Source organism: Streptococcus cristatus, assembly GCF_019685515.1.
Classification (GTDB): Bacteria; Bacillota; Bacilli; order Lactobacillales; family Streptococcaceae; genus Streptococcus.
The window spans coordinates 1,581,739-1,594,297 of sequence record NZ_JABFFN010000001.1; the positions used below are offsets into that span (position 1 = coordinate 1,581,739).

The 12,559-nt window shown below is 37.6% G+C and carries 11 protein-coding genes and 2 pseudogenes; 6 read left to right on the top strand and 7 right to left on the bottom strand.

The genetic code is table 11. From position 1 onward, the window contains the following. The first annotated feature begins 94 nt into the window (after window positions 1–94). The 3 genes from FOA33_RS07660 to FOA33_RS07670 all read left to right on the top strand — a co-directional run bounded on the left by FOA33_RS07660 (window position 95) and on the right by FOA33_RS07670 (window position 2,363). The gene (locus tag FOA33_RS07660) at window positions 95–688 is read left to right on the top strand and encodes a TetR/AcrR family transcriptional regulator (RefSeq protein WP_221161182.1); all 594 of its coding nucleotides are present in this window, start codon (window positions 95–97) and stop codon (window positions 686–688) included. 4 nt (window positions 689–692) lie between these two features. After that, window positions 693–2,024, top strand: a complete 1,332-nt coding sequence (locus tag FOA33_RS07665; protein WP_221161183.1) for an MATE family efflux transporter — start codon at window positions 693–695, stop codon at window positions 2,022–2,024. Between the two features lie 150 nt (window positions 2,025–2,174). Then, window positions 2,175–2,363, top strand: coding sequence for a hypothetical protein (locus tag FOA33_RS07670; RefSeq protein ID WP_084868646.1), 189 nt, complete (start codon window positions 2,175–2,177; stop codon window positions 2,361–2,363). A 227-nt stretch (window positions 2,364–2,590) separates the two neighbouring features. Here the strand turns inward: FOA33_RS07670 and FOA33_RS09380 are convergent, their stop codons facing one another. The 3 genes from FOA33_RS09380 to FOA33_RS07685 form a co-directional block, all read right to left on the bottom strand. Further along, window positions 2,591–2,713, bottom strand: a complete 123-nt coding sequence (locus tag FOA33_RS09380) for an LPXTG cell wall anchor domain-containing protein (protein ID WP_084868710.1) — start codon at window positions 2,711–2,713, stop codon at window positions 2,591–2,593. A 132-nt stretch (window positions 2,714–2,845) separates the two neighbouring features. Beyond that, the gene (locus FOA33_RS07680; protein ID WP_221161184.1) at window positions 2,846–3,793 is read right to left on the bottom strand and encodes an AEC family transporter; all 948 of its coding nucleotides are present in this window, start codon (window positions 3,791–3,793) and stop codon (window positions 2,846–2,848) included. Window positions 3,794–3,876: 83 nt separating this feature from the next. Further along, on the bottom strand, window positions 3,877–5,502 hold the full coding sequence (locus FOA33_RS07685) for a malolactic enzyme (RefSeq protein ID WP_221161185.1): 1,626 nt from the start codon (window positions 5,500–5,502) through the stop codon (window positions 3,877–3,879). 352 nt (window positions 5,503–5,854) lie between these two features. Here FOA33_RS07685 and FOA33_RS07690 point away from each other — a divergent pair, with 352 nt between their 5' ends. After that, a complete protein-coding gene (locus tag FOA33_RS07690) occupies window positions 5,855–6,205 on the top strand; it encodes a helix-turn-helix domain-containing protein (protein ID WP_084852164.1) in 351 nt (116 codons plus the stop codon). Between the two features lie 112 nt (window positions 6,206–6,317). Further along, window positions 6,318–7,232 (top strand): LysR family transcriptional regulator, encoded by a 915-nt coding sequence (locus FOA33_RS07695; RefSeq protein ID WP_221161186.1) that lies wholly within the window; start codon window positions 6,318–6,320, stop codon window positions 7,230–7,232. Window positions 7,233–7,288: 56 nt separating this feature from the next. Here FOA33_RS07695 and FOA33_RS07700 read toward each other — a convergent pair. Together FOA33_RS07700 and FOA33_RS07705 are read right to left on the bottom strand one after the other, a co-directional pair. After that, window positions 7,289–8,205: pseudogene (locus tag FOA33_RS07700) on the bottom strand (transposase); the annotation flags it as partial. A 149-nt stretch (window positions 8,206–8,354) separates the two neighbouring features. Continuing rightward, entirely contained in the window at window positions 8,355–11,129 is a 2,775-nt protein-coding gene (locus FOA33_RS07705) for a cation-translocating P-type ATPase (protein WP_221161187.1), read from the bottom strand. 265 nt (window positions 11,130–11,394) lie between these two features. Between FOA33_RS07705 and FOA33_RS07710 the strand changes: the two are divergent. Beyond that, a pseudogene (locus FOA33_RS07710) lies at window positions 11,395–11,580 on the top strand (transposase); the annotation flags it as partial. A gap of 97 nt (window positions 11,581–11,677) precedes the next feature. On the opposite strand, the gene rpsI reads toward FOA33_RS07710, so the two are convergent. Together rpsI and rplM are read right to left on the bottom strand one after the other, a co-directional pair. Then, on the bottom strand, window positions 11,678–12,070 hold the full coding sequence (gene rpsI, locus FOA33_RS07715; protein ID WP_000075969.1) for a 30S ribosomal protein S9: 393 nt from the start codon (window positions 12,068–12,070) through the stop codon (window positions 11,678–11,680). A gap of 18 nt (window positions 12,071–12,088) precedes the next feature. Continuing rightward, window positions 12,089–12,535, bottom strand: coding sequence for a 50S ribosomal protein L13 (gene rplM / locus FOA33_RS07720; protein ID WP_221161188.1), 447 nt, complete (start codon window positions 12,533–12,535; stop codon window positions 12,089–12,091). Window positions 12,536–12,559 lie beyond the last annotated feature (24 nt).

Genomic DNA, 12,559 nt, shown 5'->3' on the forward strand with positions numbered 1-12,559 from the left:
ATTATAGGTTATCTTGTATATTTGAGATATTGACAATTTGGTTAGTTAATGTTAAGATATCCTTACCGACAACCATATCGGTAAGGAGGAGCAAATGAAAAGAGAAAGGCTAACAGCAAATGAAAGAAAATTAGAAATACAGAATATTGCATTGGAAGTTTTTACAATAAAGGGATATAAAAACACAAGTATGCATGATTTAGTACAAGCTACCGGACTATCCGCAGGAGGATTGTATCATCATTATAAAAGTACATCTGAAATTCTTTACGACATGATAATCCGAGGTTGTGAATATAGGGAAGATATTATTAAAAAAAAGATAGCTGAAATTCCAAACCCTTTAGGTATAGAGGTATTAGCTGAACTAATGGTTGATAAGGCGCTTTCCAACAATATATTTGTTCCAATATATGTTATGTTCTTGCAGTCGATGCAGGAAGATGAAACCTTACAACAACTTTATAAAGATATAAGGGATAGTAATATAAGGGATTTTGAGCAAATGTTAGAGGAAAACGGAGGTTTGACGATTTCTAAAGAATCTTGGAATTTACTCAATGATTTGATTAATACTTTCATCTTAGGTTGTGAGACATTGGGTATCAGAGAACATTTAATTTCACAACGTCACATTCTTAAAAAAATGGTCATTGACGTTCTAATAGAAAACGAAGAAGAGGTGTAATTGTATGAATAAAAATAGTAAAGAGCTGTTAACAGAGCAGCCATTACAAATATTAATTAAGCTATCATTACCTGCGATATTAGGAATGATTGTTATTGGAGTATATCCGTTAATGGATGGGATTTTTGCGGGTCAAATACTTGGTGAAAAAGCCATGACGGCAGTAGGCATTGCTACCCCATTTACCTACATCAATACAGGGATTGCTACCTTGATTGGTGTAGGGTCAACATCTTTACTTTCCAGAGCAATTGGAGAAGGAAATCAAAGAACCATTGACAAAGTTATGGGGAATCTTTGCTTTTGGGTTTTGTTATTGTCAACAATCGTTACAATATTAGGGTATTTATTTTGCGGACAACTTCTTATGATATTTGGAGCCAAGGGAGAACTGTTAAATCTTTCTACTCGTTATTTACGAATTATTTTTCTTGGATCCATATTTGTGAATTTTGCACAGGCAGCTAATATGGTGATGCGTGGTGAGGGTTTAATGAAACGAGCCATGTTAATTATGTCATTGGGAGCAGGAATAAATATAGTATTAGATCCAGTTTTAATGATAATGTTTAGAGAACATGGAGTTGAGGGAGCTGCTATTGCTACAATAACAGCACAATTTATTCAGGCAGTATTTACGCTTTGGTATTTTAAGAAAAAAAGTGAAACTGTAAAAATTGGCTTGATAAGAAAAGAAAAGGAAATAATAGGAGAGATGTTTTCGGTAGGAGTTTCTGCTATGCTTATGCAGGTACTTACTATTATTCAACAGAGTTTTCTTTATAGTCAGGCATTTCGATATGGAGGAGAAACTTCAGCAGCCATTATGGCAGTATCATTAAGAATACAAGCTTTTTCTTTCATTCCGCTATGGGGAATGAGTCAAGGATTACAACCTGCTATTGGTGCCAATTTCGGAGCGAAGCAATATAATAGGGTAAAAAAAATATTTAATGTTTTTACTATTAGTTCCATTGTATTGGCAGCTTGTTTTTGGATACCGGCAGAAGGATTTGCTAAACAGATTCTTAATTTATTTGGATTATCTGATGAAACACTATTTTTAGCGGTTCCAAACTTTCGTATAATGTATAGTATTTTCATTGTTTATGGGGTAATGATTATGATTATGACATTTTTCCAAGCGATTGGAGATGGTAAAACAGCTGGTGTTTTAGTTATGCTAAGGCAAGTAATTTTATTTATTCCAACCATGATTTTCCTTCCATACATATTTGGAGCACAGAGTATTTGGTATGTTATACCTATAGTTGATGGTATTGTTGTATTGTTGGGATTGCAGAGATATTTTACAACAGTTAAGAAAATGAAATAACTAATAAATTATGTAGAAGAGCAGTAAATCGAAAGGTTTACTGTTTTTTTCTTGTTTATTATATCTTTTAATTAAATACCATTCTCTATTCCTTAGTGTGAATCTAACAAATTTATATACTAATAGTAGTACTATACAAGTAGGTTTACTGTGACTCTTGATGTAAATAAAGATAAATTAACTATTCTAGGAGTTCAATTTGATAACTTCCCAGATTTTGATACCGTTTGGTATGCTATCGGATCATCAATGATTGAAAATTATGAACCTACTGTTCAAAATGTGATTGATTTAAAAGCTCATGTTATTAACAGACGAAAGGAATTAAATATTGGTTGAAAAAACTATGATTTGAATAACCTTCAGTAAATGCTTAAAATCAATGTTTTCCCGCTTTTTTAGAAAATAGAATTTCATTAAATTTTAATAAATTTCATTTGAATGGTGTGAACTTTACCCTAAAAATACACGAATTGAGCTAGATTTTACCAAAAAGTTCACAGCATATAAAATTTATATATAACTGAACTGTAATAGAGAAAAGAGAGCCACCGCTCTCTTTCTTTTTATCTATTATATTTTCGTTTTCCTGCTAAAGCAAGTAGTCCAACACTTGCCCCAAGGAATGCTAAAAGTCCTGAATCCTTCGTTCCTGTATTTGGAAATTGTTTGGAAAGTTTGGATTTCAGTTGAACTTAAAATAGCGCAATATCAGGGTTTTTCAGATTGATATCTACTGATTCATTTCATGAAATTTGAAGCAATATTTTTAAAATAGGGAATTTCCTAATTCAGAACCTTCACTCAGACCATAACCCTACTTATCCTAATAAAGTTTGGAGTATTGGAATAACAATGATAAAGAGCACTGTACTTAGAGTCACCACATTCGTCGAAAACTCAACATCTCCTTTTCCTTGATTGGCAAGGATTGGAAGAACTGCTAGAGCTGGTGTAGCAGACTGAATCATAAAGGTCTTAAATTCTGCTGTTGCCATATTTGGGGCAAAAAACTTCAATACAAGAAGCATGGTCAGAGGAGCTAGGATAAAGCGTCCAACCAAAGTGACAATTGTATCTTTATCAAAAGCAATCGTATTCAAGCCTGCCTTTGCAAGAACAATACCGATATAGATAAGAGATAGTGGCGTTGTTAAACTACCAATATAAGTCAAGGTACTTTCCGCAAAACTTGGGACAGGAAGACGGAGCACTAAAAATACGAGGGCTACGAGAAATCCCAATAAAGGTGCTGGGAAGAGCTTCTTCCAGTTGAATTTTTGAGCTTGCTTTGAAGCCCCTTCTTTGCTATCCGAGGTCATTAGATAGACACCTAATGTCCAAGTAGATACCGTATTTGTAATATAATACACCAAGAAGTAGGGAAGGGCTTGATCTCCAAACAGAGCTATGTTTAAAGGCAAACCAATAAAAATGGTATTGGCATTAACAAAGGTATTAATCATGGTTCCTCGACGGCCTAGGCGCACTCTAAAAAGTTTCACCGCTATAAAGGCCATTAGGTAACCGAGAATGAAGGTGATAAACGTATACAATAAACCGCCAGACAGGCTAATCAATTTATCTAAAGTTAAATATTTAAGAACAGAGGTAAAAATTGCCACTGGCATGGCCACATTCATAATGAGTTTAGATAAATCATTTCCAAAACTCTCTTGAAACCAACCACGGACTTGTAAGAAGTAACCTAGAATGATACTGACGATAATAGGTACAATACTCTGAATTGAAGTTAAAAAGATTTCCATAGTCTCCCTTTCTATATGTCATAGCGTATAATTTAGGGCGTACGAAGCATCCAGTCGCACTCGTACACCCCATTTCCATTTACTTATTTATAGGTTGGATACCATTTCAAATCACGAACTGCTTTAGCCATATCAGTTTCTTTAGCACGTGCAAGACCTTGTTCTTGCGCTTTTTTAGCGACTGCTTCTGCTACTTTAATGGAAACATCTGCTACATACTTGAATGGTGGCAAGACAGGAGCTCCTGGTTGACCTGGATTGACAATACCACTCAATGAATGAGCCGCTGCTCCAATCATTTCATCTGTCAAAAGACTTGCTTCAGAAGCTAACATACCTAGACCAAGACCTGGGTAAATCAAGGCATTATTGGCTTGACCAATCACATAGTCTACACCTTTATAAGAGACCGTATCAGCAGGAATTCCTGTTGCGACAAAAGCTTTGCCATCTGACCATTCGATCAAATCTTTGGCGCTTGCTTCGGCCAGCTTGGTTGGATTTGATAATGGGAAGATCATTGGACGTTCAGTATTTTCGCACATAGCTTCTACTATTTCTTTAGTGAAGGTATTTGGCTGAGTTGAAGTTCCTACTAAAATAGTTGGTTTAACAGTTTTAACGACTTCTAATAAATCTGTTAATTTATCAGCATTAGGAAAATCTGGCCGTTTCTTCGCAAACGGTTTTTGCTGTGGTGTCAAGTCATCCATGTCATCAAAGAGAAGACCTTGTTTATCAACCATAAAGAAACGTTTATAGGCTTCTTCTTCAGAAAGGCCTTCACTCACCATTTCACGAAGAACACGAGAGGCAATTCCTGCACCCGCAGTACCACCACCATAGCAGAGATAAACTTGATCTGTTAATTTTTCACCACTAATATCCAGTGAACCAAAGATACCACCTAAGGTAACAATTCCTGTACCTTGAATATCATCATTAAAAGTTGGAATTTGTTTCCGGTATTTTTCAAGAATATTAGCAGCATTCAAGCGACCGAAGTCTTCCCAGTGAAGGTAGAGTTTAGGAAAGAGACGTTCGGCTGTTTGAACAAATTGGTCAATGAAGTCGTAGTAACGATCTCCGCGAACCCGTTCGTGACGATTCCCTAAGTAATTAGGATTGTTACGAAGTTCTTCACGGTTAGTCCCTGCATCAATGACTAAAGGAAGGACCATAGAAGGATCGATTCCAGCAGCACCCGTGTAGACCATCAATTTCCCAACAGAAATATCGACACCATTTGTTCCCCAGTCACCGATTCCAAGGATTCCTTCTGCATCTGTTACAACAATGAGACGAATCTCGCGATTACCAGCAGCATTTTTCAAAGTGGCTTCAATATTTTCAGGATGATTAATATCAAGATATCCCGCATATTGTGGATCTACAAAGAGGTCACTATACCCCTCAATTGTATCAGCAATAGTTGGATCATAGACAATTGGATTGAATTCTTCCAAATGTTGAGCAAATAGGTAGTAAAAAAGGGTACGGTTTGTATTAAAGATTTCCATTAAGAACAAACGTTTTTCCAGATCATTGACCTTTGTTTGCATTTGTGCATAGGTTTGCACTGCTTGCTCCTCGATGGTTTGAACGTAAGGTGGCAATAACCCAATAAGGCCAAGTTCCTTTCGCTCCTCTAAGGTAAAGGCAGTTCCCTTATTAAGGAAAGGATTGTTTAAAATATCATGTGCAGTCATAGTGCAACCTCTTTTTTTACTAATATTATACCACAAAAATGAATTGTTTATAAAACTCTGTTGCTTAAAAAATACAATTGTTAAGGTATATGTTATAATGAGTCTACGAGAAAATTTATAATAAGCCTTTTGATACTTAAAACACTATTATTGATGACACTTTAAGTTGTTTTATAAATTTCTGAACTCATCAAACCCTCGACAATTACTCTTTACTAAAAGTTTCGAGTATAACAAAATAATTATACAAATTGGTAATCCTAATTAAAATAAATATCCTTTAAGTTTGCTATAGAGTACTTTGTGTTTTTTAAGGTGTTTTTTTGTCATACAAAACTTGTATTCTATTTATATGACAACTAAAAACTATTTACAACAATATATTTCCCAAAAAGTGAAATATTTTCGTACAAAAAACAAAATGAGCCAGGAAGAACTTTCTGAACAGGCGGGACTTGGTCTTAAGTATATCAATCAACTAGAAAACCAAAGTGTGAATCTGACCATTCACAGTCTAGAAAAAGTGATTGATGCCTTACAGATGACCCCAGAGGAGTTTTTCAATTTTAGTAGCCTTGAATCCACCTCTGATAAGACTGAAAATCTTTCACTAAAGAGATTGAACATGAAGATTAAACAACTTCCTGTTGATAAACGTGAAAAGATGTTAAGCATTTTCGAAAGTATCTTAGATAACCTCTGATATCCCTGACTCACATACATTATAACTGGTAAAAAAACGTATAGTCAAACGAAGTGATACGGATAAATATTATTTATCTGGTTATTTCCCTAGATGTTGAAAGTGAGCCTTTATGAACTTAAAAGACCTACAGTATTTTTATGATCTCTGCCAAGTCCAATCCTATACAGACGTAGCAAAACAGCACAAAGTTAGCCAACCTTCTATTTCTTATGCCATCAAGCGATTAGAGGAGACCTTTAATTGTAAGTTGATTCACCACGATCCCTCACACCGATCCTTCAAACTGACTCATCAAGGAGAAATCCTTCTGAAACACACAGAACTGATCTTACCTGAGGTCATTTCTGCTCGCAAAGAAATAAATCGTTCTTTGGCTCATTACTCTACTGTAGGATTTCCTCCTATTATCATACAGTATCTCTTTGCTTCTCTAAATGAAGAAAAAGAATTTGATTTTTTAAAAAAAGTACGCCCCATCCGCGGTGGCTCCGTGGAGTTATTAAACCTTCTCCTCAAGGGGGACCTTGATGCAAGCTTACTCGGTTTGATTGAACCACTCAATCATCCTTCAATAGAGACGCATGAACTATTTCATAAAGAACTGTATGTCGTTTTATCTAAGAACCACCCTCTTGCTACTGCTTCTTCCCTCACTTTTCAAGATTTAGTAGATCAATCCTTTATCCTTTTAGACGAACATTTTGTTCACTTGAAAGCTTTTGAACTTCTTAATCAGAAGTATCAAAACAGGGCAGAAATATTCTTCAAGAGTGACGACATTGTCATTCTTAAAGAACTTTTAAAGAAAGGGATTGGCGTTAGTTTACTAGCTGATATCGCACTCTCTGATGAAGATGATGATTTAATAAAAATCCCTCTAATACCGGAGGACCAGATCACATTTACAGTTTATTACGCTCACCTTAAATCAGCTACACTGTCATCAGAAGTAGAGGATTTATTTAATTTTATTAAACTATACAAACCAAAAGAACTTGGCTCTTTGTCAACTGTAGTAGATTGAAGAAAAGCTAAGCTCGAGAAAGGACGAAATTCGTCCTTTCTTTTTTGATGTTTAGAGCGATAAAAACGCTTATCACTCAATTTACGGCTATCTTGTTCAATGAGTTTCCAGTAGCGCTTAATAGCCTTGTATTCAAAAGATTTTCGTTCAAACTGATTCATGATTTGAACACGCACACGACTCATAGCACGGTTTAAGTGTTGGAGTAAAACAGTCCAGTGGACTGTTTTAGCCTGAGTTCAGAAATATAATAACGAAGGGTGAAAACGATCCAGAACGACTTTAGCGTTTGGAAAAAGTTGTCTAGCTAAGTCATAATAAGGACTAAACATATCCATAGTAATGATTTTCACCTGACAACGAACGGATCTATTGTAGCGCAGAAAGTGATTTCGGATGACAGCTTGTGTTCTTCCCTCAAGAACAGTGATGATATCGAGCTTATCAAAATCTTGTGCAATGAAACTCATCTTCATCTCCCGATTGAAACAGTCACTTCCCTGACTGTTTCAACATCCCAGAACATAATCTTTGGTAGACGAGAAAAATCAGGCTTAAACCGGAAGTCATTGAGCTTGCGAATGACGGTTGAAGTTGAAATGGCTAGCTGATGAGCAATATCAGTCATAGAAGTCTTTTGAGCAATCTTTTGGTTGATGATACGAGGGATTTGGTGATTCTTCTTGACGATAGAAGTCTCAGCGACCATCATTTTCGAACAATGATAGCACTTAAAACGATGCTTTCTAAGAAGAATTCTAGTAGGCATATCAATCGTTTCAAGGTAAGGAATCTTAGAAAGTTTTTGAAAGTCATATTTCTTCATTTGCTTTCTGCAATCAGGACAAGATAGAGCCTCATAGTCCAGTTTAGCGATGATTTCCTTGTGTGTATCCATATTGATGATATCTACAATCTTGATGTTTGGATCTTTGATATCAAGCAGTTTTGTGATAAAATGTAATGGTTCCATATGATTCTTTCTAATGAGTTGTTTAGTCGCTTTTCATTATAGGTCTTATAGGACTTTTTTTATACAATAGAATAGGCTCTATAATATCCATAGGGGATTTACCCACTACAAATATTATAGAGCCTCAAAAGTAAGCCACCGGCTTACTCTTAATCAAATAGTCGGTGCCTTATTTCCTCTAGAGCCATAATGATAAATGGACAGACGAGCAAATAGAGCCAATCATCAAAACCAATCGGAGCTGTATTAAAGAGAGTGTGGAAAAGAGGTACATAGGACAGGATAATAAAGAGAATGATTTCTAAGATAATCCCCAGACTAATAATCTTATTTGCAAATGGTTTGATTTTGAAAATAGTCCCTCTACCTTTGCGACTATTCATAGCCATACCAATCTGCGTGAAGATGATAGCTCCCAAAGTCATGGTTGTTGCCTCTCGATAAAGAGGTCCTGAACTAGCTAGATGATTCAGATGTCCTTGATTAACCCAATAATTAAGGAAGAAGGCACCCATAGCCAAAACAGACTCAATCATACCATACCAAGCAAAGGCTTTTAATAATAATTGCCGATTTAACAAACGATCTGATAGGCGTCTTGGTGGCCTGTCCATAATGCCTTCTTCTGGTGGCTCAACCCCCAGTCCCAAAGCGGGCATCATATCTGTTCCAAGGTCAATCGCTAGGATTTGCATAACTGTTAAGGGAAGAGGAATGCGCCCCAAAGAGAACAAGAAGAAGGCAGATGGTACAGCTTCCGGTGTATTGGAATTAAAAATATAGGTCAGGAATTTTTGAATATTTCGATAAACGGCACGTCCCTCTTCAACAGCATGGACAATAGAAGCAAAGTGATCATCCGTTAAAATCATATCGGCAGATTCCTTGGCGACGTCAGTTCCAGATATTCCCATAGCTACCCCGATATCAGCCTTTTTCAGAGCAGGGGCATCATTTACTCCATCACCAGTAACAGCAACAACTTCACCAAGTTCCTGAAGTGCATTGACTACACGATATTTTTGTTCAGGGGCTACACGGGCAAAAACAATCTCACCTTTAAGCGCTTCTTTAAGCTGATCGTCATCCATGTCAGCTAGTTCAAGTCCTGAAACAACACGCGCATCATCACCCTGCACAATTCCGATTTTCTTGGCAATACTAAGAGCCGTCAAGCCATAGTCACCTGTAACCATGATAATGCGAATACTGGCACGGTGACATTGCTCAATTGCTTCACGTACACCTTGACGTGGAGGGTCACTCATGGCAACAAGTCCCACAAAGACCATATCTTCTTCGAGGGTCCGCATATCCCACTTGTCTTCTCTAATATCTTCGCTTTCCAAAGGACGATAAGCAACAGCTAAAACACGTAAGCCGTCACGAGCAAATTGATCGTTAGCAGCAAGAATTGCTTGACGTTCTGTAGCAGTCATAGATTTGATTGCTCCTTGACCATCATAATAGTCTGAGCAAAGTTCCATCACTTCTTTAGGCGCACCCTTAGTGATGGAAATATGGTGACTGCCATCCAGACTTTTTTCGAGACTATGTACCGTTGTCATTCGTTTACGATCCGAATCAAAGGGAATTTCTTTGATACGAGGAGCCCAGTTGTGGTTGTCATTTAAATCAATACCTGCTTTTTCTGCAAGAACATTAAGACAAGCTTCAGTCGGGTCTCCCAAGACCGTATAATCGGGATTGTCAGCACTTGGCGCAACCACTTGAGCATTACTAGCCAAGTGAGAAAAGCGAACCAAACGATTCAGGAGATCATTTTCCTTCAGAGAAACAGGGTCACCATCCTTCTCAATATGCCCTTCTGGTGCATAACCTAGCCCAGTCACCTCATAATTACCCGACAAGGTCCATAAATGATTAACTGTCATGGCATTTTGAGTTAGGGTCCCTGTTTTATCTGAGCAAATAACAGAGGTTGCTCCAAGAGTCTCAACAGAAGATAATTTCTTCACTAAAGCATGTTCTTTAGCCATGCGTTGTACAGCCATAGCTAGAGAGAGGGTAACTGTAGGAAGTAACCCCTCAGGGATAAAGGCAACAATCATTCCCAAGGCAAAGATGAAAGCTTGAGAAAGAGGCTGATGGACAAATAGTGTTGCTGCAATCATAAAGAAGAGACCTACAGATACTGCGATAACCGAAATCTGTTTGGTCAAATGGTCCAGTTCCTTTTGCAGTGGGCTCTTTTCCTGAGCTAGGTTTTGCGTCAAGTCTGCAATTTGTCCAAACTCAGTTTCCATACCGATAGCAGATACTATAAAATGTCCTGACCCAGAGGAAACTGTGGTCCCTGCAAACACCATATTGTCATATTCCAATTCAGTCTTATCAGGAGTCAAATCTGCTTGGTCTGATTTATAAATGGGATTAGACTCACCAGTGAGGGCAGACTGATTTACCTGCAAGTCTGTCACAGCAACCAAACGTCCATCTGCAGAAATACGGTCACCTTCTTCAATGAAAACCAAATCACCTGGCACCAAGTCCTGTGCAAGGATTTTATCTTCCTTTCCATCACGAAGAACTCGGGTATAGGATGGAAGAAGCTTATTCAGTGCTGCCGTGGCTTGACTAGCCTTATATTCTTGAATAAAACTAAAGAGACCATTAATGATATTGACCAGCCAAATCGCAATTCCCAACTCCAAGCTATGGGAAATCACAGCAATAAAGCCACCAACCCACAATAAGAGGGCCATGAGACTGGCAAAATGTTTGACAAAGGTCAACCAAATAGGTTCTTTCTTACTTTCTTTCAACTGGTTAGGACCATAAGTTGCTTGCCTCTTTTTTACTTCTTGTGAGTTTAACCCTTGAGGACTCGTTTGCAACACTTGATAAACCTGATCAGAGGCACAGGTTCCTAATGTAGTCCCCTTCTGTCTAGAATTACTCATAAGCCTTTCCTCGATTCTAAATCATTAAAGCGATTTCATATTTACACCCTCATTATACTCCTTTTTCAGAAAATGTTGAAAGAATAGACTCTATAATTCCTATGGTGGCTTTACCCACTACAGAAATTATAGAGCCGAGAACTTTAGCTTGCATACCCAATAGCTAAAGTTCTTTTGGTAGTGTAAAATAAGTCGTGTAAACACAAACAGGAAGAAATCCGTTATAGTAGAGTTACGAAACATTACTGGAACGGGGTTTATTCCTATGACACAGTTTACTACAAAACTACTTAACTTCTTAGCCCAAAAGCAAGATATTGATGAATTTTTTCGTTCATTCCTTGAAACAGTTATGAACGATCTGCTTCAAGCAGAGTTATTAGCCTTTTTAGGGTATGAGCCTTACGATAAAGCTAATTATTTTAAAGCCAACAGTCGTAACGGAACGTATTAACAGAAATTCAAGGTTCAAATATTTGGGGTGAACAGAAAAAGCACCCATGAGGTAAACTCTTGAGTGCTTTGAAACGTTGATATAATCGTGTTGATTAACGTTTTGAGAATTGTGATGCTTTACGGGCTTTCTTAAGACCTGGTTTCTTACGTTCAACTTTACGTGAGTCACGTGTAAGAAGTCCTGCGCGTTTCAATGAATCGCGGAAGTCTGGGTCTACTTGAAGAAGGGCACGAGCGATACCGTGACGGATAGCTCCTGCTTGACCAGCGTATCCACCACCTACAACGTTAACGAAAACGTCGTATGAGCCTACAGTTGAAGTAACTGCGAATGGTTGGTTGATAACAAGACGAAGGTCAGCGTGTGGGATGTACTCTTCAACATCTTTTTTGTTAACAGTGATTTTACCAGTTCCTGGAACAAGGCGAACGCGTGCAACAGCGTTTTTACGACGTCCAGTACCTGCATATTGTGCTTGTGACATACTTTATTGTTCCTTTCCTTAGATAAGTCCTGAAATATCAAGAACTTCTGGTTGTTGTGCAGCGTGAGTGTGCTCAGCTCCAACGAATACTTTCAACTTCATACCTTGAGCGCGACCAAGAGTATTGTGTGGAAGCATACCTTTAACTGATTTTTCAATCAAACGTACTGCATTTTTAGAACGAAGTTCACCAGCAGAGATTGATTTCAATCCACCTGGGTGGTTTGAGTGAGTATAGTAGATCTTATCAGTTGCTTTTTTACCAGTCAATTTAACTTTTTCAGCATTGATAACGATTACGAAGTCACCTGTATCAGTGTGTGGTGTGAATGTTGGTTTGTTTTTTCCGCGAAGTACGCTAGCAACAACTGCTGAAAGGCGTCCAAGAGGTACATCAGTTGCGTCAACAACGTACCATTTGCGTTCTACTTGGCCTGACTTAGCCATGAATGTAGTTTTGTTCATGATTTCTCCTATATGAATATCGTT

Coding starts and splice junctions, on each gene's coding strand:
- FOA33_RS07660 (WP_221161182.1), top strand. CDS start 95: ATGAAAAGAGAAAGGCTAACAGCAAATGAAAGAAAATTAGAAATACAG.
- FOA33_RS07665 (WP_221161183.1), top strand. CDS start 693: ATGAATAAAAATAGTAAAGAGCTGTTAACAGAGCAGCCATTACAAATA.
- FOA33_RS07680 (WP_221161184.1), bottom strand. CDS start 3,793: ATGGAAATCTTTTTAACTTCAATTCAGAGTATTGTACCTATTATCGTC.
- FOA33_RS07685 (WP_221161185.1), bottom strand. CDS start 5,502: ATGACTGCACATGATATTTTAAACAATCCTTTCCTTAATAAGGGAACT.
- FOA33_RS07690 (WP_084852164.1), top strand. CDS start 5,855: ATGACAACTAAAAACTATTTACAACAATATATTTCCCAAAAAGTGAAA.
- FOA33_RS07695 (WP_221161186.1), top strand. CDS start 6,318: ATGAACTTAAAAGACCTACAGTATTTTTATGATCTCTGCCAAGTCCAA.
- FOA33_RS07705 (WP_221161187.1), bottom strand. CDS start 11,129: ATGAGTAATTCTAGACAGAAGGGGACTACATTAGGAACCTGTGCCTCT.
- rpsI (WP_000075969.1), bottom strand. CDS start 12,070: ATGTCACAAGCACAATATGCAGGTACTGGACGTCGTAAAAACGCTGTT.
- rplM (WP_221161188.1), bottom strand. CDS start 12,535: ATGAACAAAACTACATTCATGGCTAAGTCAGGCCAAGTAGAACGCAAA.